Source organism: Actinomadura spongiicola (assembly GCF_003432485.1).
In the GTDB taxonomy this organism is placed as follows: Bacteria; Actinomycetota; Actinomycetes; order Streptosporangiales; family Streptosporangiaceae; genus Spirillospora; species Spirillospora spongiicola.
This window is the reverse complement of record NZ_QVNQ01000001.1, coordinates 622,185-641,473: the sequence shown is the minus strand read 5'-3', so window position 1 is coordinate 641,473 and position 19,289 is coordinate 622,185. Positions and strand designations below refer to the sequence as shown.

Annotated in this window: 24 protein-coding genes; 16 read left to right on the top strand and 8 right to left on the bottom strand. The window is 68.6% G+C overall.

Annotated elements, in window-relative coordinates:
• Nucleotides 1–17 precede the first annotated feature (17 nt).
• The 4 genes from D0T12_RS03055 to D0T12_RS03045 all read left to right on the top strand — a co-directional run bounded on the left by D0T12_RS03055 (nt 18) and on the right by D0T12_RS03045 (nt 4,189).
• Nucleotides 18–1,121: a 50S ribosomal protein L11 methyltransferase gene (locus D0T12_RS03055; protein ID WP_158581379.1), complete on the top strand. Its 1,104-nt coding sequence runs from the start codon at nt 18–20 to the stop codon at nt 1,119–1,121.
• The gene (locus D0T12_RS03050; RefSeq protein WP_147339352.1) at nt 1,114–2,442 is read left to right on the top strand and encodes an APC family permease; all 1,329 of its coding nucleotides are present in this window, start codon (nt 1,114–1,116) and stop codon (nt 2,440–2,442) included. The genes D0T12_RS03055 and D0T12_RS03050 overlap by 8 nt, the downstream gene beginning before the upstream one ends.
• A 157-nt stretch (nt 2,443–2,599) precedes the next feature.
• Nucleotides 2,600–2,740 (top strand): hypothetical protein, encoded by a 141-nt coding sequence (locus tag D0T12_RS35210; protein WP_158581378.1) that lies wholly within the window; start codon nt 2,600–2,602, stop codon nt 2,738–2,740.
• A 36-nt stretch (nt 2,741–2,776) separates the two neighbouring features.
• On the top strand, nt 2,777–4,189 hold the full coding sequence (locus tag D0T12_RS03045; RefSeq protein WP_233525824.1) for a sensor histidine kinase: 1,413 nt from the start codon (nt 2,777–2,779) through the stop codon (nt 4,187–4,189).
• On the opposite strand, the gene D0T12_RS03040 is transcribed toward D0T12_RS03045, so the two are convergent.
• Nucleotides 4,173–5,054: an NAD(P)-dependent oxidoreductase gene (locus tag D0T12_RS03040; protein ID WP_117397680.1), complete on the bottom strand. Its 882-nt coding sequence runs from the start codon at nt 5,052–5,054 to the stop codon at nt 4,173–4,175. The two genes, D0T12_RS03045 and D0T12_RS03040, sit on opposite strands and share 17 nt — an antisense overlap.
• A 107-nt stretch (nt 5,055–5,161) precedes the next feature.
• Between D0T12_RS03040 and D0T12_RS03035 the strand changes: the two genes are divergently transcribed.
• From D0T12_RS03035 to D0T12_RS03020, 4 genes are all read left to right on the top strand, one after another.
• Complete coding sequence (locus D0T12_RS03035; protein WP_117397679.1) at nt 5,162–8,248, top strand: BTAD domain-containing putative transcriptional regulator; 3,087 nt, start codon at nt 5,162–5,164, stop codon at nt 8,246–8,248.
• Nucleotides 8,245–9,129, top strand: coding sequence for an arylamine N-acetyltransferase family protein (locus D0T12_RS03030; RefSeq protein WP_117397678.1), 885 nt, complete (start codon nt 8,245–8,247; stop codon nt 9,127–9,129). Before D0T12_RS03035 ends, D0T12_RS03030 begins: the two co-directional genes overlap by 4 nt.
• An 83-nt stretch (nt 9,130–9,212) precedes the next feature.
• Nucleotides 9,213–9,770: a hemerythrin domain-containing protein gene (locus D0T12_RS03025; protein WP_199487257.1), complete on the top strand. Its 558-nt coding sequence runs from the start codon at nt 9,213–9,215 to the stop codon at nt 9,768–9,770.
• Nucleotides 9,767–9,946, top strand: coding sequence for a hypothetical protein (locus D0T12_RS03020; protein ID WP_117397676.1), 180 nt, complete (start codon nt 9,767–9,769; stop codon nt 9,944–9,946). The genes D0T12_RS03025 and D0T12_RS03020 overlap by 4 nt, the downstream gene beginning before the upstream one ends.
• A 51-nt stretch (nt 9,947–9,997) precedes the next feature.
• Here the strand turns inward: D0T12_RS03020 and D0T12_RS03015 are convergent, their stop codons facing one another.
• Entirely contained in the window at nt 9,998–10,189 is a 192-nt protein-coding gene (locus D0T12_RS03015; protein ID WP_117397675.1) for a hypothetical protein, read from the bottom strand.
• A 10-nt stretch (nt 10,190–10,199) separates the two neighbouring features.
• Nucleotides 10,200–10,559 (bottom strand): DUF3140 domain-containing protein, encoded by a 360-nt coding sequence (locus D0T12_RS03010; protein ID WP_117397674.1) that lies wholly within the window; start codon nt 10,557–10,559, stop codon nt 10,200–10,202.
• Between the two features lie 92 nt (nt 10,560–10,651).
• Here D0T12_RS03010 and D0T12_RS03005 point away from each other — a divergent pair, with 92 nt between their 5' ends.
• The gene (locus tag D0T12_RS03005; RefSeq protein WP_117397673.1) at nt 10,652–12,109 is read left to right on the top strand and encodes an aminotransferase class I/II-fold pyridoxal phosphate-dependent enzyme; all 1,458 of its coding nucleotides are present in this window, start codon (nt 10,652–10,654) and stop codon (nt 12,107–12,109) included.
• A gap of 50 nt (nt 12,110–12,159) precedes the next feature.
• Entirely contained in the window at nt 12,160–12,993 is an 834-nt protein-coding gene (locus D0T12_RS03000; protein ID WP_117397672.1) for a phosphoribosylaminoimidazolesuccinocarboxamide synthase, read from the top strand.
• On the opposite strand, the gene D0T12_RS02995 is transcribed toward D0T12_RS03000, so the two are convergent.
• From D0T12_RS02995 to D0T12_RS02985, 3 genes are read right to left on the bottom strand one after another with little or no spacing between them, the layout of a single operon-like run.
• A complete protein-coding gene (locus D0T12_RS02995) occupies nt 12,990–13,301 on the bottom strand; it encodes a hypothetical protein (protein WP_117397671.1) in 312 nt (103 codons plus the stop codon). The two genes, D0T12_RS03000 and D0T12_RS02995, sit on opposite strands and share 4 nt — an antisense overlap.
• A 6-nt stretch (nt 13,302–13,307) precedes the next feature.
• Nucleotides 13,308–13,667, bottom strand: a complete 360-nt coding sequence (locus D0T12_RS02990) for a hypothetical protein (protein ID WP_147339351.1) — start codon at nt 13,665–13,667, stop codon at nt 13,308–13,310.
• The gene (locus D0T12_RS02985; protein WP_117397669.1) at nt 13,664–14,062 is read right to left on the bottom strand and encodes an ATP-binding protein; all 399 of its coding nucleotides are present in this window, start codon (nt 14,060–14,062) and stop codon (nt 13,664–13,666) included. The genes D0T12_RS02990 and D0T12_RS02985 overlap by 4 nt, the downstream gene beginning before the upstream one ends.
• A gap of 143 nt (nt 14,063–14,205) precedes the next feature.
• Here D0T12_RS02985 and D0T12_RS02980 point away from each other — a divergent pair, with 143 nt between their 5' ends.
• From D0T12_RS02980 to D0T12_RS02965, 4 genes are read left to right on the top strand one after another with little or no spacing between them, the layout of a single operon-like run.
• Entirely contained in the window at nt 14,206–15,009 is an 804-nt protein-coding gene (locus tag D0T12_RS02980) for a helix-turn-helix domain-containing protein (protein WP_117397668.1), read from the top strand.
• On the top strand, nt 15,000–15,185 hold the full coding sequence (locus D0T12_RS02975) for a DUF397 domain-containing protein (RefSeq protein WP_117397667.1): 186 nt from the start codon (nt 15,000–15,002) through the stop codon (nt 15,183–15,185). Before D0T12_RS02980 ends, D0T12_RS02975 begins: the two co-directional genes overlap by 10 nt.
• 15 nt (nt 15,186–15,200) lie before the next feature.
• Entirely contained in the window at nt 15,201–15,377 is a 177-nt protein-coding gene (locus D0T12_RS02970) for a DUF397 domain-containing protein (RefSeq protein WP_117398022.1), read from the top strand.
• Between the two features lie 38 nt (nt 15,378–15,415).
• Nucleotides 15,416–15,595: a DUF397 domain-containing protein gene (locus D0T12_RS02965; protein WP_117397666.1), complete on the top strand. Its 180-nt coding sequence runs from the start codon at nt 15,416–15,418 to the stop codon at nt 15,593–15,595.
• A gap of 65 nt (nt 15,596–15,660) precedes the next feature.
• On the opposite strand, the gene vph is transcribed toward D0T12_RS02965, so the two are convergent.
• Nucleotides 15,661–16,557, bottom strand: a complete 897-nt coding sequence (vph, locus tag D0T12_RS02960; protein WP_117397665.1) for a viomycin phosphotransferase — start codon at nt 16,555–16,557, stop codon at nt 15,661–15,663.
• Nucleotides 16,558–17,059: 502 nt separating this feature from the next.
• On the opposite strand from vph, the gene D0T12_RS02955 reads away from it, so the two are divergent.
• Together D0T12_RS02955 and D0T12_RS35775 are read left to right on the top strand one after the other, a co-directional pair.
• Entirely contained in the window at nt 17,060–18,028 is a 969-nt protein-coding gene (locus D0T12_RS02955; RefSeq protein WP_233525823.1) for a methyltransferase domain-containing protein, read from the top strand.
• Nucleotides 18,029–18,094: 66 nt separating this feature from the next.
• Nucleotides 18,095–18,319 (top strand): alpha/beta fold hydrolase, encoded by a 225-nt coding sequence (locus D0T12_RS35775; RefSeq protein ID WP_199487256.1) that lies wholly within the window; start codon nt 18,095–18,097, stop codon nt 18,317–18,319.
• Between the two features lie 233 nt (nt 18,320–18,552).
• On the opposite strand, the gene D0T12_RS02945 is transcribed toward D0T12_RS35775, so the two are convergent.
• A complete protein-coding gene (locus D0T12_RS02945; protein ID WP_117397663.1) occupies nt 18,553–19,284 on the bottom strand; it encodes a PaeR7I family type II restriction endonuclease in 732 nt (243 codons plus the stop codon).
• Nucleotides 19,285–19,289 lie beyond the last annotated feature (5 nt).

The window sequence follows — 19,289 nt, the reverse complement described above, 5'->3', positions numbered from 1 at the left end:
ATCTTATGACATCGACTGTGGAGCTTTCCAATGGCACGGCCGACGAGATGTCGGCCTACCGGACCGAATCTCTCCTCGAACACGGCACGGAGGCGATGGGGCGCGGCGACTACTCGACCGCGGCGACTATGTTCGCGATCGCCGGGGGCTCAGTCGGCCACGGGTACGACCGGCAGCGGGTGCTCTACAACCGGGCCATCCGAAACCTCATTCCCCGGTGGCATTACGCGATGCTCAACGACGACGCGCGCAACGCGGCCTATCGGGATGCCATCAGGCACATGGTCCGGCCCGGGGACCTGGTCCTGGACATCGGGACCGGGGCGGGACTGCTCTCCCTACTGGCGATCGAGGCCGGCGCCGAGGCGGTGGTCACCTGCGAGATGGAGCCGCGCCTCGCCGATGTCGCCAGGCAGATAATGATCAATAACAAGGTCCAATCCAAGGTCACGGTGGTGTCGACGGTATCCACCGATCTGCGGGTGGGCGTTGACCTGCCGCGTCGGGCCGATGTCCTGGTCACCGAGATCTTCGACTGTGCGTTGTTCGGCGAGGGAGCCGTTCCAGCCATTCGGCACGCCCGCCGGGACCTGCTGCGACCGGACGCCCGGATCATCCCGGGCCGTGCCCGTGTCTTAGGACAGCTAATCGAGAGCGAGGAACTGCTGGCGCACAACAGCGTGTCAGAGGTTCTGGGCTTCGACCTGAGCCCCTTTCAGCGGTTCCGGTCGATCGAGTATTTCTCGACCTATCTGTCGCGGTACCGGCACCGGCCGCTGAGCGACCCGTTCGTCATGTTCGACGTCGACTTCCGCACCGGGGAGTTGGCACGGGAACGACGCGTCTCCGTGCCCGTGACGGCTACGGGCGACTGCCACGCGGTCGCGATGTGGTTCGACCTGGACCTGGCATCCGGCGTCACGCTCTCGAACAGTCCCGATCAGGTCGGAACGCACTGGCGACAGGCTGTGCAAACACTCGAACGACCCGTGACGTGCCAGGCCTCCGGTTCAGTCGACCTGCTGGTGGCGCACGACGAGGAGCGCGTGCTGGTTCGCGGCGTCGAGGACGGGCGTCCCCGTGACGGTCAACACGCAGGAGAACGGCCCGGCCGTGGATAAGACGACTATCGAGCCCACCCCCGGTGAGCGGGAGACCGGGGACGCCCCGGTGGAACTGCGCAAGACGCTGACCATCACCCGGGGCATCGCGGTGTCGATCAGCATGATCGTGGGCAGTGGTCTGCTGGTCCTGCCGGGGCTCGCGTACGCGTCGGTGGGGCCCTCGGCGGTGTTCGCCTGGGGAGCCGCGGCGTTGGTGGTGCTTCCCTTGCTGCTGGTGTTCGCCAGGCTCGGCGCGCGCTTCCCGAACGCCGGAGGGGTGATCGGGTTCGCGCGCGCCGCGTTCGGCCGGACGGGCGCGGCGGCCACCGCCTATCTGCTCCTCGGCGCCACCGCGTTCGGCGGCGCGGCCATGGCCATCACCGGCGGCAACTACGTGGCCGTGCTCATCGGCGTCCCGGACGCCTCCATCCCGGCCGCGTTCGGCTTCCTGGTGGTGGTGGCCGTGCTCAACGCGATGGGGTCCCATCTGGCGGGCGGACTCCAGACGGCCGTCACCGCGCTGCTGGTCCTGCTCATCGCGGTCGTCGCGTCCGTACCGTTCCTGACGCCCGGCTTCGAGCCGCCGGGAACGGTGGCCGCGCCGCCGAGCTGGCTCGACCTGGTACCCGTCGTCGGCCTGGTGTTCTTCGCGTTCACCGGCTGGGAACTGGTCGCCTCGACGACCGAGGAGTACCACCGGCCCAAGCGGGATCTGCCCATCGTGGTGGGCACCGCGTTCGTCGTGATCGTCGTCCTGTACCTCGGCATCGCCACCGCGGTCCAGATGTCGCTCGACCGGTCGGATCCCATGGTGAAACGGGCGCCGGTCGCCGCCGTCCTGGAGAACGCGCTCGGGAGCGCGGCGGGGAGCGCCGCGGCGGCGCTCGGGACGCTCATCGTCTTCGCCACCCTGATGGGCGGCACCTGGGCGACCTCCCGGATCGTGTTCGCCACGGCTCGGGAGGGCCTGCTGCCCGCCCGGTTGACCCGGCTCAACGCGAAGAACGGGGCACCGACCGGCGCGATCGTCGTCTCGGTGCTCATGTTCGGGTCCGTGGTCGCCGGACGTGCCACCGATCTGTTCAGCCTCGACGAGGTCTTCCAACTGTCGGCGGTGAACTTCATCATCGGATACGTCATGTCGACGCTGGCGTACGGCAGGCTCTTCCGCCACTGGCGGTCGCTGCTCCTGGCCGTCCTGGCCGCCGCGCCCACCGTGTGGATGCTGACCGGATTCGGCTGGATCCTGCTGTTCCCGGCGGCGCTGCTGGTCGTGGGATTCGCGGTCCACCGGACCACCAGACCCCCGCTCGCGCCCTTGGTCGAAGGGGCCTCGTAGGACCGGCCGGGACGGGCTCGGGGAAGGCCAGCGCTCGGGTAGGACGGGGGCGATCGGGGTGCCGGCAACGTTCAGGGATGCCCCCGGTCACCGCCGACTCGACGCCGCCCAGGCTGAACGGTTCATCCGGGGAACCGCGTGGCGAGAGGGGTTGGGGATGACGGGAACCGCATACGGCAGACGCGGTGGCTCGGCCGTCCGGCCGAGCCCGGTGTTCCTCGGCATCGTCGGCGCGACCGGGAAGCGGCGCCCGGGCCGGGCGTCGGACGCCCCCGAGATCACCGATCGCCTACGCTGAGCTATGAAGTATCACGCCGAGTAGCTGGGGGCGGGTGTGGCGACGGTGAGGCGGGAGCCGGTCCGCCGGTTGCGCAGGCGCCTGTTCTTCTCGGTGCGGGGGCGCGCGACGGTCATCACCGTGGCGGTGGCGGCCCTGGTCCTGGCGCTGGTGTTCGTCCTGCTGATGCTGCTGGCGCGGGACTGGACGCGGAACAACGTGTGGCAGGAGTCCGAGCAGACCGTCGAACGGGTCGTGTCCGACATCACCCGCGGAAGGGGCGTCGAGTCGCTCGACACCGGGCCGGGCGAGACGGATCTGGTCCAGGTCGTCGGCTCCGACGGACGCGTCGTGGCGGCCAGCGAGGCGATGCGGGGACGCCCGGCCCTGGCCGCCGACGAGGTGACCGAGGGCAAGGTGCTGCTCGACGAGACGGACTGCCCCGACTTCCTGAACGGCTGCGTACGGCTCTTCGGCACGCGGCTGGGGTGGTCGCCGTGGGGCGCGAACGTGATGGTCGTCGCGGCGTCGCCGCTGCCCACGCTGGTCAACGTATGGCTGCTGCCGCTGGGGCTGCTGCTGGTCATGGCGGGGCTGCTCGTCCTGATCGCGTGGTGGACGTGGCACACGATCGGACGGGCTTTCGTGCCGATCGACGAGATCCGTGCGGAGATGGCGGACTTCGGTGCCCGGGGCCTCGGCCACCGGGTGCCCGTCCCGCAGACCGGCGGCGAACTCCAGGCGCTCGCCGAGACCGTCAACGCCACCCTCGAACGGCTGGAGGAGGCGACGGACCGGGAACGCCGGTTCGTCTCGGACGCGTCGCACGACCTGCGGAACCCGCTCACGGGCCTCCAGACGCGGCTCGAGGTCGCGCTGGACGAGCCGGACGACCACGAGTGGCGCCCGACCGTCGAGTCGGCACTGCGCGACACGCGGCGCCTGAACGAGATCATCGTCGACCTGCTGGAGCTGTCCCGGCTCGACGCCCGCGCCCCGGTCCCGGTGGAACGTTCCGACCTGGGGGAACTCGTCCGCCGGGAGGTGGCGCGCCGCCCGACCCGCGTTCCGATCTCGACGCACCTGGAGGGCGGCGTGTTCGTCCGGGCGACCCCGGGGCGGTTGATCCGGGTGCTCGGCAACCTGCTGAGCAACGCCGAACGGCACGCCGAGGGGCACATCGAGGTCACGGTGGCGCGGGAAGGCGACGACGCGGTCCTGGAGGTGCTGGACGACGGCGCGGGCGTCCCCGAGGAGGCGCGGGAGCGGGTCTTCGAGCGTTTCGCGCGGCTGCCCGAGTCGCGGGACCGGGACCCGCAGGGCACCGGGCTCGGCCTGCCCATCGCCCGCGAGATCGCCGAGATCTACGGCGGCTCGCTGCGCCTCGCCGACGGCCCGAGCGGCGCCCGGTTCGTCCTGCGGCTCCCGATCGCCGGCCAGCCCGGGGCGTCCGTCAGGAACGGCGAATGACCTCGATGACGCTGGCCAGGCCGTCCGCGCCGTGCCCGGCGTCCACGGCGCGCCACATCAGGTCGCGGAGCGCGCGGGGTCCGGCCGCGTCGATTCCGGCCTCCTGGGCGGCCTCCACGATGTGGTCGGCGCCGACGGCCTGCATCCGGAGGTTGTGGTCCGCGCCCCGGACGACCCCGGCGTCGATCATCTCCGTCATGACCTTGAGGAAGCCCATGGTGCCGTCCGCGGCGAGGTCCGCCAGCATCGTGGCCGCGAACGGGCGGAGCCGTTCGGCGGACACCCCCGCCGTGCCGACAAGCGCCACCCCGTGCATGTAGGCGATGAGCGTTGACCAGAACAGGTAGAGCTGCGCCTGGTAGTAGAGCATCGACAGACCCGGGTCGGAGCCGACGAACGTGGTCTCGCCAAGTTCGCCGAGCGTTTCGCGGTGCCGGTGCAGGGTCTCCTCACGACCGCTGTAGAAGACGTAGGAGCCCGGCTTGCCGATGCCGGCCGGTGGCACCATGACTCCGCCGGTCAGCAGTTCCGCGCCGTGCCGGGACGCCCACTCGTCGGCGCGGCGCAGTTCGTCCGGGCTGCCGGAGCTGAGGTTGACCACGACTCGGCCCTTGAGCGCGTCGGCGGCCTGGTCGAGGGAGTCGTACATCGCCTGGTAGTCGGTCTGGCTGAGGATGACCAGTTCGGACGCGGCGAGCGCGGCGGCAGGGGTCGCGGCCAGGGTGGCGCCCTTCGCGACGAGCGGTTCCGCCCGGCTCGCCGTCCTGTTCCACAGCGTCGTAGGGTGCCCGTTCTCCAGGAAGGTGGCGGCCATCGCCGCGCCCATGGCGCCCAGACCGACGACCGTCACCGGTGCCTTCGTCATCGAAATACTCCTGTGCTCACGTGTTCCGGGTGTGACGGGTGCAGCCTGGTCAACGCCGCTACAGAAACGCTTCGGGTCGTTCCGTGGCGGATGCGTACGCTGGGGACGTGCGTTTCGGGGTGTTGGGGCCGCTCGCGGTGTGGACGGACGACGGGACGCCCGTGCACGTCCCGGAGCGGAAGGTCCGCACTCTGCTGGCGATGCTGCTCACCGATCCGGGACGTCCCGTGTCGACCGACCGCCTGGTGGACGCACTGTGGGGCGACCGCCCGCCCCGGAACCCGTCCGGCACACTCCAGGCCCGTGTCTCGCAACTGCGCAAGGTCCTGGACGACGCGGAACCGGGCGCTCGGGCGCTCCTCGTGGCACGTCCACCCGGCTACCTGATCGACGTGGCCCCCGAGGCAGTGGACTCTCACCGGTTCGCCACGCTCGTCGCCCAGGCACGCGAGGTGAGCGACCCGCTGACGAAGGCGCGGCTGCTCGACGACGCGCTGCGGCTGTGGCGTGGCCCCGCGTTCGACGACGTCGACCTGCCGCGCCTCCACGCGCAGGTCGCGGCCCTTGCGGAGCGGCGCCTGACCGCGCTGGAGGAGCACGCCGAAACCCGCCTCGACCTGGGCGAGCACGCCGCGCTCGGCGCGGAACTGGCCGCCGCGGTCGCCCGGCATCCGCTGCGGGAACGGCTCCGGGCCGTCCACCTGCGTGCCCTCTACCGCGCCGGACGCCAGGGCGAGGCCCTCGCCGGATACCACGACCTGCGGGAACGGCTGGCCGAGGAACTGGGCGTCGACCCGAGCCCCGAACTGGCGGCCCTGTACCAGTCGATGCTGGAACAGGACCCGGCCGAGTCGGGGCGGCGCCGCGTCCCGTCGCGGCTGCCGACCGTCCTCGGTGAGCTGATCGGGCGTTCCGGCGCGGTCGAACGCGCCCGCGCGCACCTCGCGTCCGACCGTCTGGTGACCTTGACCGGCCCCGGCGGCGTCGGCAAGACGCGACTCGCCCTGGAGACGGCGACCCGATCGACCGGCGACCATCCGGACGGCGTGTGGATGGTCGAGCTGGCCGCCGTGCGGGGCGGGACGGCCGAGGCCGTGGCGGAACCGGTGGCGCGTGCCCTCGATCTGTGGGAAGAGGGCGGGAGCGGCCCGGTCGAGCGGCTCGTCCGGGCCCTGCGCGCCCGCCGATCTCTGCTCGTTCTGGACAACTGCGAGCACGTCATCGGACCCGCCGCCGAACTCGCCGGACGGTTGCTGGCCGACGCGCCGGGCCTGCGTATCCTCGCCACGTCCCGCGAACCGCTCGGTGTCCCCGGGGAACGGTTGCAGATCGTCCCGCCGCTGGACCTGCCGGGGCGCGCGTCGACACCCGAGGCGCTGCTGGAATCGGGCGCGGTGCGGCTGTTCGTCACGCGGGCCGCGGAGGCGGCGCCCGGGTTCGCGTTCGACGAGGAGTCCGCGCCGTGGGTCGCGTCGATCTGCCGACGGTTGGACGGGCTGCCGCTGGCACTGGAGCTGGCGGCGACCCGGGTCCGCGCGCTCGGGGTGCGGGAACTCGCCGCCCGGCTGGACGACCGGTTCCGCATCCTCGCGGACGGTCGCCACGGCGGCCCGGCCCGGCAACGGACCCTCCGCGCGATGATCGACTGGAGTTGGGGTCTGCTGACCATGCAGGAGCGGGTCGCGTTGCGGCGGCTCGTCGTCCACGCGGGCGGCTGCACCCTCGACGCCGCCGAGACCGTCTGCGACGCCGACGCCGCCGTGCTGGCGAGACTCGTCGACCGTTCGCTGGTCGTCCGGGACGGGGACGGCCGTTACCGGCTGCTGGAGTCCGTCGCCGCGTACGGCCTGGAACGCCTCCGCGACGCGGGCGAAGAAGACGAATTCCGCCGCCGCCACGCCCGCTACTACCTTGACCTGGCCGAGCGTTCGGTGACGGGCCTGCGCGGCCCGGAGCAGGCCGCGTGGCTCGACCGTCTCGACCGGGAGTCCGGAAACCTGGCAACGGCGACCGCCCATGGCGACGCCGTCCGGCTGGGAAACGCCCTGGCCTGGTACCGGTTCCTGCGCGGCCGGTTCGGCGAGGCCCGCACCGCCCTGCGCCGGGCGTTGGACCAGGTCGGCGCACCGTCACCCGCCCGCGTCGAGGCGTCCACCTGGCTGGCCGGATTCACCTTGCTGTCGGGCGAGAAAGTCGACTCCGAACCACTACGCCGAGCCGCGCTCGACCAGCACGAGGACGACTCGCTGGCCCGAGCCAAAGCGGAATGGTTCCTGAGCCACGCCCACTGGGCCTACGGGGACCTGGCCGCGAGCGAAGAACGCGTCAACCGCGCGCTGACCGTGTTCCGCGCCGCCGGTGACCGGTGGTTCACGGCCGCCGCGCTCGCCACCCGCGCCAAGTTCCTCCTCGGCCGCGGTGACCTCGCCGCGGCCGAATCCGACGCCCGCACCAGCCTGACGATCTTCGACGAGATCGGCGATCCGTGGGGACGGCTGGAGGCGTCCGACGCCCTCGTCCGCCACGCCGAGATCATCGGCGAGCACGACCGGGCCGTGCGGCTGCTCGACGCGGACCTGCGCGCCGCCGAGGCCCTGCGCCTGTGGCCCGAGGTGTCGTACCGGCTGTCGGCGCTCGGCCGCCTCGCGCTCCTCACCGGCGACCCCGACCGGGCGTGGGACCTGCACGAACGGGCGTTCGACCTGGCCGGACGGCACGCCGTGAGCGCCGCGCAGGAGTTCGCCGAGATCGGCCTCGGGATCGTCGCCCGCGCACGCGGCGACCTCGACACCGCCGAGAAGCACCTGCGCGCCTGGCTCGGCTGGCTGCGCGGCATCGGCGGAACGGCCGGGATCGCTTTCGCGCTGGCCCAACTCGGGTTCATCGCCGAGGAACGCGGCGACGCCGAGACCGCCCTGGCCCTGCACACCGAGGGCCTGGACGCGGCACGGGAGATCGACGACCCGCGCGCCGTCGCCCTCGCCCTCGAAGGGCTCGCCGGGGCCCGGTCCCTCGCCGGGGACCATCCGGCCGCCGCCGGGCTGCTCGCCGAGGCCGCCGCGCTCCGCGAGGCCACGGGCGCGCCGCTGCCTGCCGCCGAACGCCGCGATGTGGACCGAATCACCGGAAGGATTCGGGAGGCCTCCGGTGTTACCACCGTCGAAAGCGCGGTCGACGGCGGGAGGAAACAATGAGCGACGACCTCGGATACGGGTGGCAGGGCGACCTGATCGATCTACCCGCCTACCTGAAGCGGGTCGGACACGACGGCGATGTCGCCCCGAACGAGGAGACGTTGCGGGCCCTGCACCGCGCGCACACCACGTCGATCCCGTTCGAGAACCTCGAAATCATGCTCGGCCGACCGATCGACCTGTCGTTGGACGCCGTCCAGGCGAAACTGGTCGAACAATCACGCGGCGGTTACTGCTACGAGCACAACCGGCTGTTCGCGGCGGTGCTGGAACGGCTCGGCTACGAGGTGACCGCGCTGTCCGGTCGGGTGACGGTGGGTGCCCGGAAGCTGCTGCCGTCGACTCATGCGCTGCTGCACGTCCGTCCGCCGGGGCAGCGGAAGGACGAGGCCGCGTGGCTGTGCGACGTCGGTTTCGGCGCCGGACCGCTGGAACCGCTGCGGTTCCGCGACGGCGAGGAGGTCGACCAGGACGGTTGGGTCTTCCGGCTCCAGCAGGGCCGAACCGTCACTACCTGGTCCCCCAACACGGTCGGTTGGGAACTGCACCAGCGCGGCCCGGACGGTTGGGTGCAGCGCCACACGTTCACCATGAACGAGCAGTTCCGGGTCGATTTCGAGGTGGGCAACCACTTCGTGTCGACGAACTCTCATTCGCCGTTCGCTACTCGTCCGTTCGCGCAGAAGTTCAGGGTCGACTCCCTCCACGTCCTGGACGGAACGAACCTGACCGTCAGGCGCCCCGACGGGTCCACCGCGTCGACCAGCACCCTCACGCCCGAGCAACTGCCCGAAACACTGGCGGAGAGCTTCGGCATCGTCCTGGACAACGACGACGCACCCCGCCTCGTCGATTTCGTGCGCGCCAACCCGAAACGCTAGACCAGTCGAGCGTTTCGAAGGGTTGAAGCCCACCCTTCGGGTACCGGCCAGCGAGAGGAGCCGCACGCGACATCAAGGAGGGGATGACCGTGGCCGACCAGAAGGAGAACGCCGTCGACCTGCTGCTCTCCCAACACGAGGAGATCCGGCGCCTGGCGTCGACCGTCGAGAAGAGCAACGGGCAGACCCGCAAGGACGCCTTCGATCGACTGCGTGAACTACTCGCCGTGCACGAGACCGCCGAGGAAGAGGTCGTCCACCCGTTCGCCCGCCGCAACATCGACCACGGCGCCGACATCGTGGACGCGCGGATGGAGGAGGAGAACGAGGCCAAGAGCGTCCTGTCAGAACTGGAGAAGCTCGACCCCGACTCGGCCGACTTCGACGAGTTGTTCTCCGACTTCCACAAGGACCTGGAGGCGCACGCCTCACGCGAGGAGCGGGAGGAGTTCCCTCGCCTGCGCCGGGAGGCCACGTCCGATCAGCTGAACGGCATGGCGAAGGCCGTCCGCGCCGCCGAGGCCGTCGCCCCGACGCACCCTCACCCGAGCGCCGACTCGACCGCCAAGAACTACGCGCTCGGCCCGATGGCGGCCGTCGCCGACCGTGTCCGCGACGCCATCGAAAGGGCCCGCCGATGAGTGAACGCAAGAACGACCAGGACAAGCCACTCGCCGACCGCCGCGACACGCCCCACGACGACGAGCCGGACTTCGCCGACGAACACACCCCCGGCCCCACGGACCCACCGATCGCCGAGGGCGAGACCCCCGGCGGCGAAGACGAGGGCTACACCCCCCAAACCGAAGTGCCCTGACCACACGCCGAGGCCGCCCCACTGCCTGGGGCGGCCTCGGCGTGTCTGCTCCTAGTCGGGGTGTGGCGGTTGCTGGTCGGGCGGGGTTCCGCCGCCTTCGCCGCCTCCCCTGTCCCCCTTGTCGGTGCCGTGCGCGTGGCCCTTCGCCTTCGTCCGCTTCGGGTCGGTCGCCTCGGGCACGGGCTCGTCCGTCACCGAGGTCCGCTCAGATCTCCGGATCTCGGGCTGCTGCGGGTTCGGCATGTTCACGCTCCTATGCGCTGGACGGTTCGGGACGCAACGGGTCATGCCCCACCGTCATGAGGGCGTGGCGCCACTCGTCGTCCCGTTCCGCGTTCGGCGGGCGGTTCTCCAGCCGGTCCTCCACGTAGTCGACGACCTGGCGCATCACTTCCGCGTCACGGTCGGTGAGGTCCACCTTCCGCTTACGCAGGACGTCCACGACCCGGGCGCCCAACTCCGATACCCCGGGCCCCGATCCGGGCTCCGGGAACGCCTCCTCGCCGGAGGCGTCCGTGAGCAGCCACGTCCGCAGCTCATCGGAGGTCATGTTGACGACCCGGTGGAAGTCCTCCCAGGCCAGGTCCGCGTCGGCCGGTATTCGATCTTTCATGGATCACTCCCTGTCGCCCTTTCAGGCCCGCCCTACCCGGGACTATCCGCCCCATTCGTTACATCAACGGCAGTCCGGGAAGGCGACGGGGCATGGACCACGCGCAGGCCCCCGTTCTCGACGCCCTCGCCGCCTACCATCGCGAAGGCCAAGTCCCGTTCACCCCGCCCGGCCACAAGCAGGGCCGTGGGGCAGACCCGCGCGTCCGGGAGGTCCTGGGCGACGCGGTGTTCCACTCGGACGTCCTTGCGATTTCCGGCCTGGACGACCGCATGTCCCGGCAAGGCGTCCTCGAACGCGCCCAAGAGCTGATGGCCGACGCCGTTCACGCGGAACAGACGTTCTTCTCCACATGCGGCAGTTCGCTGTCGGTCAAGAGCGCGATGCTGTCGGTCGCCGGACCCGGCGAGAAGCTCGTGGTGGGCCGGGACGCGCACAAGTCCGTGGTGTCGGGCCTGATCCTCTCTGGTGTCCGTCCAATCTGGGTGGAGCCACAATGGGACGGACACCGCCATCTGGCCCACCCGCCGTCCCCGGAAGCGTTCGCCGCCCGCCTGGACGAACACCCCGACGCCCGCGGCGCCCTGGTCACCAGCCCGACCCCGTACGGGACATGCGCCCACCTCTCGGCGATCGCGGCGGTCTGCCACGAACGCGGCAAACCGTTGATCGTGGACGAGGCCTGGGGCGCGCACCTGCCCTTCCATCCGGACCTCCCCACGTGGGCGATGGACTCCGGTGCCGACGTATGCGTGACCAGCGTCCACAAGATGGGCGCCGGACTGGAACAGGGCTCCGTCTTCCACCAGCAGGGAGACCTGGTGGACCCGTCCGTCCTGAAGGCGCGCGAAGACCTCCTCGGCACCACCAGCCCGTCCGTCCTGATCTACGCGGGCCTCGACGGCTGGCGCCGCCAAATGGTCGAACACGGCCACGAACTGCTCCAGGACGCCCTCGACCTCGCGGCCGACGTCCGCGCGGAGATCTCCGCCCTGGGCTACACCGTCCAGGAACGGACCGAGTTCACCGGCCCCGGCCGCGCCTACGATCTCGACCCGCTGCCCATCGTCATCGACATCGCGGACCTGGGCACCACCGGCTACCGGGCCGCCGACTGGCTCCGCGAACACCACCACGTCAACATGCACCTCGCCGACCACCGCCGACTCAGCGCCCAACTCACCTTCGCCGATGACAAGGAGACGATCACGCCCCTCCTCACCGCCCTCGGCGACCTGCGCGACCACATCGACGACCTCCAGAACGCCCCCAAGGTCAACGTCCCCTCCCCCGAGGAGCTGCGGCTGGAACTCGTCGTCCTCCCCCGCGACGCGTTCTTCGGCCCCACCGAACAGACCCCCGACCCGGTCGGGCGGATCAGCGCGGAAATGCTCACCCCGTACCCGCCCGGCATCCCCACCGCCCTCCCCGGCGAACGGATCACCGCCCCCGTCATGGACTACCTACGCAGCGGCGTCGAAGCGGGCATGGTCGTCCCCGACGCCGCGGACCCGACCCTCAAGACCGTCCGGGTCTTCGTAGAGCACTGACACCCCTGTGCCAGACTCCTTACCGGCAGGACGGTGAGGTGAGGAGCGTCATGGAGTTGGTCCACTCGGGCAAGGTCAGGGACGTCTACGCGGACGGGGACGATCTGATCCTCGTCGCGTCCGACCGGGTGAGCGTGTACGACGTCGTCCTGCCGACGCAGATCCCCGACAAGGGGAAGATCCTGACGCAGCTCTCCCTCTGGTGGTTCGAGCAGCTCGCCGACATCGTTCCGAACCACATCATCTCCGCGACGGACGTCCCGGACGAGTGGGCGGGCCGCGCCGTCCGCTGCCGCCGCCTCACCATGCTTCCCGTCGAGTGGATCGCCCGCGGCTACCTGGCCGGGCTGGGCCTCAAGGAGTACGAGAAGGGCGGCACCGTCTCCGGCGTCCCGCTGCCGGACGGCCTGGTCGAAGGCTCCCGCCTCCCCGAGCCGATCTTCACCCCCACCACCAAGGCCACCGAAGGCCACGACGAGTTCATCACGTATGACGACGTCGTCCAGGAGATCGGCGAGGACACCGCCGCCCACCTGAAGCACGTCACCCTGGAGGTCTACAAGCGCGGCGCGTCCCTGGCGGCCGAACGGGGCATCATCATCGCCGACACGAAACTGGAGTTCGGCCGCGCCGCCGACGGCACCCTGACCTTGGGCGACGAGGTGCTGACGTCCGACTCGTCCCGCTTCTGGCCCGCCGACCAGTGGCGCCCGGGCGGCCCCCAGCACTCGCTCGACAAGCAGTACGTCCGCGACTGGAGCAGCACCCTCGACTGGGACCGCACCCCACCTGGCCCCGCCATCCCTCAGGAGGTGGTGGACGCCACCCGCGCCCGCTACATAGACGTCTACGAACGCCTAACCGGCACCCCCTGGCATTCCTAACCCCTCCCCCCAACAAGCCGCCGCAGCCCCCGCCGAACACTGCGCCCGCACGTCTCGCGGGCCCTCTCCGGAAGCGCCCAACTCCCGTCCGCCCGGCGACCACAGGGACAGGGACGCCGCACAACGTACGGGAGTCCGATCGCGTCCTGGAGCTGCCCCGCGAGGTCAGCGGCGGTCCTGGCCTCGACCAGCCGGTTCGGCAACAGCGCCCACAGCGAACCGCTGAACTCCCCGAACCAGATGCAGAGCCCTGGAAAGGAACAGCGCAACTCCTCAAGCGCCCGGTCGATGTCGACGTCCACATGCATGGCGGTTCACCAGGTCGCCGGAAACATGCGGTGCTTGAGGAGCGCGTCCACCTGTTCGGTGGCGTGCCTGGTGTCGCCGCAGAGCGAGAGGTAGCCGCACCGGCCCCGCCCGGCCTCGTAGTATCCCCAGGTGCCGCCGGACGTGGCCCGAACGTTCACCGCGACCTTGACGAGGTCGTCCGGGCCACACGCGAAGACCCACAACATCGGCGGATACGACGGAAGCTCGTCGGCCTGGTACAGCTTCAAGCACCGGTACCCCTTGGACGTGACGGCCGAGGCCAACACGTCGAGGTACCGGATCGCCGTGGCCCGCCCCACCCGGGTACGCCACCCCAGCACGAACCGCTCCACCCGGCGGTTCATCGGGCGCACCGTGCCCACACGACCTTCCCCTCCTCGTTGAGCGGCCGGACGCCCCAGTCATGGACGAGCTGCACCACCAGCAGCAGCCCCCGCCCACTGACGGCGCCGTGATCCTCCTCCCGGACGACGGGCAGGGCGGCGCCCTCGTCCCAGACCTCGATAACGGCCAGATCGTCACGCTCGTCCAGAAAAACCCGAACAACGATGTGCCCGAATCCGACGTGCTTGTGCGAATTTGTAACCAGCTCCGTAACCACGAGCCGCCCGACATAGTCATCGGCGAACCCGATCTCCCGGAACCTTTCAGCGAGATACCGCCGCGCCATCCCCGCAGCCTGGGCCGTAGCCCCCAGAACCAACGCCGGCATCTCCGGCGCCAGAGCCCCAACCACCATCCCCACACCTCCGAACGTGTCCGTTGTCTGCTCGTAATTGATGCAGGCGACCCTTCGGAGAAGTCATCAAGCGCGAGAGAAAAAGAAAACCGACCATCGCCAACTTGAAGACAAGTTGAGGCCAGTTGAGTCACCATGGCTGTATGGCAGCCTCCCGACAGCAAGGCAAACGCAACGGCGCGTCCCCCATGCTGATCGCCTTTGGCAAGGCACTGCGCCGCTACCGCACCGCCACCGGACTCAGCCAAGAACGATTGGCAGCAAAACTGGGCGTAACAACCCAGTACGTGTCTCTCGTAGAGCTCGGGCGCACTCGCTGCACCTTCGAGTTCGCCGCAGCGACAGATGGGGCGCTTGGGACTAATGGGGAGATTCAGGAACTCTGGAGAGACCTCGTCATGGACGCGGCCTACCCCACGTGGTTCGACTGGCCTACCGTCGAGGTCGAGGCGGCGGAGATCACGGCGTACGGCATGCCAGTGGTCCCAGGACTCCTACAAACCCCTGCGTACGCGAACGCCATCCTGCACGGAGACAAAGAAGCCGTGGATGCTCGTCTCAAGCGTCAGGAGATTCTCCAGAGGGAGAAGCCACCCGCGATGACCGTGCTGTTGGACGAGGTAGTCCTCACCCGCGAGGTCGGCAACAAGGAGATCATGCGCGAGCAGCTGGAATACTTGATCAGCATTGCCAGCCCCAACCTCACCATCCAGGTCGTTCCAAGTCGCGGCGAGCATGCGGGGAACTCAGGCGCGTTTGCTGTGGCCACTCTCGCGGACCGATCGGAGGTTGCGTACGTGGAGAGCGCGTATCGTGGTATCACCTTGAGCGAGCCCGATGCGCTAGCTATGATCGCAAAAACGCTACGGGAACTTCGCAGCCAGGCACTACCGATGGCTGCAAGCATCGAACTGATTCGCAGAACGGTGGACGAGAGATGGACCTGAGCAAAGCCGTGTGGCGCAAGGCCAGTCGCAGCACGTCCAACGGCGGTGACTGCATTGAAGTCGCCAGCGTCCCGCGGACCATAGCAATTCGGGACAGCAAGGATCCCGAGGGTCCCAGCATCATCATCAACCACAACGACTTCCGCCACCTCATTAAGACAATCAAAAACGCTTAGCGGACGGTGGACACGATGGACCCAAGTCACACCAGATGGCGCAAGGCCAGCCGCAGCACCTCCAATGGAGGCGAATGCATCGAAGTCGCCAGCAACCCTGGAGTCATAGCGCTTCGAGACAGCAAAGACCCCGAGATTGTGGTCAAGCGTAACGACTTCCAGCACCTCATCAACGCCCTTAAGAAGCTCTAACTCGGAAGCCCGCACCGCAGAACGGCAATGAGGCGGTCATGAATAACGCAGTGTGGCGCAAGGCAAGTAAGAGCACCGAGAACGGCGGGAACTGCGTAGAACTCGCGCCCCTAAACAACATCATCGCAATCCGCGACAGCAAGGATCCCAACGGCCCCAAACTCGTCATTGAACGCAACGACTTCCGCTGCCTTACTGAGGCACTCAAGAACGTCTGACCACGAAGTGCGTGCAGAGGAGCGGCAGACAGGCCGTCCCACAGAGCCGACTCGCCCTTGAGCGATTACCGACTTGGGTCGTTTTCCGTCTTAGAGACGAGGGTGTAGTCGGCTAGGCCGTCGGCGAGTTCTTCTTTGTCGCCGTCGCGGAGTGCGTAGAGGGCCTGTTGCAGGGCGAATGTGCCGCGGATTGCGGCGATGCGGGTCGTGAGTCCGTGGTCTGACCAGTTGCCCAGGGCGAGAATCCGCTCTAGGAACTCAGGGCCGTAGCTGGCGCCGATGGCTGCGAGGTCCTCGGCCGGGTCGCCTAGTGTGACGTCGTCCCAGTCGAGGACCCCGGAGAGGTGCGGCAGGCCGTCCGTCCACTCCCATAGGACGTTCTCGGCGCCGAGGTCGCCATGCACCACCGCTCGGGTGAGGTGGGGAAGGATGTCGAGTGCTGCTAGTTCCCGCTCGGCCTGTAGGCGTCCGCCGTCGGACATGAGCGGGAGCAGCTTCACGCGCACGTTCTCCGCGAACCGCCGCCACTGGCCTTCTGGGGCCGGAGGGATGACTGCTTGTGCCGTCTTGTCGGTACCGGCACGGGCTAGATCGGACAACAGCGCGGCATACTGCGCCGCCACGGTGTCGGCCACATGGGGATTGTTGAGTGCCTCCGCCTCCAGCGGTTCCCCAGGAATGCGGCTGAGGAGCAAGTACGTGGCCTCTTCGTCGCCGTGGGCGCCGCCCAGGAGCAGCGGCTCAGGTGTGTGGAAGCCGAGGTCAAGGCTGGCAAGTGAGTGCAGCGTGGCCGCCCGCTCGGGTAGCCGGATCGCTGCTGCCCGGGTACGCGGGAAGCACACGACGCGGTCAGAGCCAACGACCACGGTGTAGAACTGCCCCTCACGTACTGCGAGGTCGTCTGGACTGTCGTTGGGCAGCAGACTGCTAAGCAGTGCGCGATGAGTCGTACGGACGCTCACGATTTTGACCTCTGGATCTTTGATGGTACGGGTCCATCCAACCGCTCCTACTAAAACCCCACAAACCTATTCTCCGTAGTACTAGGTGGACGTACTCCTACTATCGCCAACCACTTTGGCGATCACGGTCCGTCACTGGTTCATAACTCTTGCCATTCGGTCACCCTGGTGATGGGTTACCTTTCCAGATGAAGTCCACAACAAAGGGGCGTACCGCGGTGGGGAAGCATGACGACAAAAGGGACGGCGATGCTCACAGGCCCGACAAGCCGATTCCTCCGCCTGAGAAGGACGAGAAGGGCAAGGGCAAAGGTAAGTGACCACCCCGACGGCGGACGAAGCGCGTAGGGTCGCGGCCAGGGTCGATCGGCTTGCCGACGCGCTTCAGGCCGTCGGGGATCTCACCGACCCACGGATACGCCGGGCCTTGCATGTTGTGCCGCGGCATTTGTTCGCGCCTGATCGGGGCTGGTGTGCGCCGGATGGGCCCGGGGAGCGCCAGGTGATCGACAAGCGTCGCGACTCGGAAGGCTGGTGGGAGGCCGTCTACTCTGATGCGTCCATTGTCACGCAGGTTGACGATGGTCGCGGTGATCCCGCAGGTGGAGTCGGAGAGGCTACGTCGTCGTTGTCGGCTCCCGGTGCCGTCGTGGCTTTTCTGGAACTTCTCGACCTCCAGCCCGGTGACCGTATCCTTGAGATCGGTACCGGCACTGGATGGACGGCCGCGCTGCTGACCGCGCTCGGCGCCCATGTCACCACTGTGGAGGTCGATTCGGGTCTTGCAGAGCAGGCCGCCGCGCGACTCGAACGGCATGGGAATGGCGTGGAGGTTCTTGTTCAGGACGGTGCCATTGGCGCGCCCGGCCGTGGCTCATTCGACGCCGTGCATGTCACCTGCGGGGTCACCCACCTGCCGTACGCCTGGGTGGAGCAGACCCGTCCCGGCGGTCGCATCGCCGCGCCGTGGATGCCGGAATGGGGAGACGGCCACAAGCTCAACCTGACCGTCACCGGCGACGGCCTGGCTTCCGGTCGCCTTGTGGGCGGCGCCGACTACATGATGCTTCGAGCCCAGCGCGGCACCCTTCGGGTTCCCAGTGATACGAGCGATGCGCGGGAGACGGGAACGCGGATCGACCCGCGTCGTGTCGCCTATGAGAGCTATGGTGCGGACGCTGCGATCGCGGGTCTTCTTCCCGACGTCGCGGGCGTCGCCTGCGACGGTGACCGGTTCGAGCTGGTCTTGGCGGACGTGGCGGGCACCTCGTGGGCGCGGTGCCGCCGAACCGGCACCGCCGAGCACCAGGTACTCCAGGCCGGTCCACGGAATTTGTGGGGCGAGGTCGCTGATGCCTACCAACGGTGGGAGAGCTGGGGTCGTCCGGGGCGGGGCAGATTCGGGTTGAGCGTCGGACCCGGTGGGCAGGTGGTGTGGCTCGACGATCCCTCCAACGTCCTGCGCCGATGAGTTTTCGTTCGCGTTCGGGTCAGCAGATCGAGGACTACTGGGGCCTCTGACGAGGAGGAAGCGAACGTGGAAGACGAGCGTCTGGTGCCGGTGAACGGTGTGAAGCTGTGCGTCCAGACCTTCGGGGAGCCGACCGGGTCGGGCGAGGTGCGCGAGTGGCTGGCCCGGACGCCGCGCCGGGTCGTCCGGTACGACCTGCGCGACACCGGCCAGTCCACCACCGGCGACCCGGACAACCCCGGCTACACCCTGCGCGACCTGGTCACCGACGCGGCGGAACTGCGTCCGTGACAGCAAAGACCTGGACTCTAGGTGGATGAGGTCGAAAAGCGAGCGACGGCAAGGACGGGCGAAGGACACGAACGACAGTTGTCCTACTTGCGGTGAAGTCCGTTGACCTGGCCCGTCCGATCCACGTCGCGCGTCGTTGGCGGGCCACTGGATGACGTGGCGTGCTGGATGGGAGGTGCTCGTGGGAGCGTGGATTCGCTAGGAAACACGAGGTGACGTACACGCCTCGGCCGCTACCTGTGGGAGGGCAGACCCAGTTCCTTGAGGTAGGTTATCCGGGCGCTTATGGCGGCAGAAAAGTGTTTCCAGTCGAGGCTTTCGACCAGTTCGATAGGTTTCGGATTTTCCGCTGATGACGTGATGTAACAGACGGCATCGTACAAGCCTTCCGCTACTAGACGTTCGCAGAACAACGCGAACCTCGCCTGGTACGACCTCCCGCGCCAAATATCTTCGACGGGCGAAGCGCCTTCCATGAGACGGACGGGGCGACTTGAGCCGGGAGCGTCCTGCATGATGAAGAAGTAGCCGAGCCAGGGTTTCTCACCGGAGTAGAGGTCGGCCAGTACCGCGCGTCTGAGGTCGACGGCACTGCCCAACGCCTCCTCTACCCGGTTGTTGTAGTTGTTGCCGAAGGAGGGCCCGCCGAGCGCCTTCAACTCGAATGCCGCGACGAGCGTGTTTCCATGCGACACCACAAGGTCCCATTGCTTCTGTGGACGATAGTAGCCGGGGAGTTCCAATCCCTGCCCCCTGGTGACCCGGATTTCTTCGGGGGCGTAGCCAGCTTCAAGGAAGAACTTGGCTAACAGGGCAGCTATGTCATCGAAGTGCTTGCCACTCCGCACCGAACCGGCGGTTCCTGCACCGACCGCATCTTTGATTCTGGAGAGCTCCCCCTGTGACTTTCTGGCACCCCAGTAAGCGGCGACCGCGTCCTCGAAGTCTTCGCGTGTGACAGCCAATACGT

What these genes read in the sequence shown, in the direction of transcription:
- D0T12_RS35210 (WP_158581378.1), top strand. Translation starts at nt 2,600, where the DNA reads ATGACGGGAACCGCATACGGCAGACGCGGTGGCTCGGCCGTCCGGCCG.
- D0T12_RS03040 (WP_117397680.1), bottom strand. Translation starts at nt 5,054, where the DNA reads ATGACGAAGGCACCGGTGACGGTCGTCGGTCTGGGCGCCATGGGCGCG.
- D0T12_RS03030 (WP_117397678.1), top strand. Translation starts at nt 8,245, where the DNA reads ATGAGCGACGACCTCGGATACGGGTGGCAGGGCGACCTGATCGATCTA.
- D0T12_RS03025 (WP_199487257.1), top strand. Translation starts at nt 9,213, where the DNA reads ATGACCGTGGCCGACCAGAAGGAGAACGCCGTCGACCTGCTGCTCTCC.
- D0T12_RS03020 (WP_117397676.1), top strand. Translation starts at nt 9,767, where the DNA reads ATGAGTGAACGCAAGAACGACCAGGACAAGCCACTCGCCGACCGCCGC.
- D0T12_RS03015 (WP_117397675.1), bottom strand. Translation starts at nt 10,189, where the DNA reads ATGCCGAACCCGCAGCAGCCCGAGATCCGGAGATCTGAGCGGACCTCG.
- D0T12_RS03010 (WP_117397674.1), bottom strand. Translation starts at nt 10,559, where the DNA reads ATGAAAGATCGAATACCGGCCGACGCGGACCTGGCCTGGGAGGACTTC.
- D0T12_RS03005 (WP_117397673.1), top strand. Translation starts at nt 10,652, where the DNA reads ATGGACCACGCGCAGGCCCCCGTTCTCGACGCCCTCGCCGCCTACCAT.
- D0T12_RS03000 (WP_117397672.1), top strand. Translation starts at nt 12,160, where the DNA reads ATGGAGTTGGTCCACTCGGGCAAGGTCAGGGACGTCTACGCGGACGGG.
- D0T12_RS02995 (WP_117397671.1), bottom strand. Translation starts at nt 13,301, where the DNA reads ATGCATGTGGACGTCGACATCGACCGGGCGCTTGAGGAGTTGCGCTGT.
- D0T12_RS02990 (WP_147339351.1), bottom strand. Translation starts at nt 13,667, where the DNA reads ATGAACCGCCGGGTGGAGCGGTTCGTGCTGGGGTGGCGTACCCGGGTG.
- D0T12_RS02985 (WP_117397669.1), bottom strand. Translation starts at nt 14,062, where the DNA reads ATGGTGGTTGGGGCTCTGGCGCCGGAGATGCCGGCGTTGGTTCTGGGG.
- D0T12_RS02980 (WP_117397668.1), top strand. Translation starts at nt 14,206, where the DNA reads ATGGCAGCCTCCCGACAGCAAGGCAAACGCAACGGCGCGTCCCCCATG.
- D0T12_RS02975 (WP_117397667.1), top strand. Translation starts at nt 15,000, where the DNA reads ATGGACCTGAGCAAAGCCGTGTGGCGCAAGGCCAGTCGCAGCACGTCC.
- D0T12_RS02970 (WP_117398022.1), top strand. Translation starts at nt 15,201, where the DNA reads ATGGACCCAAGTCACACCAGATGGCGCAAGGCCAGCCGCAGCACCTCC.
- D0T12_RS02965 (WP_117397666.1), top strand. Translation starts at nt 15,416, where the DNA reads ATGAATAACGCAGTGTGGCGCAAGGCAAGTAAGAGCACCGAGAACGGC.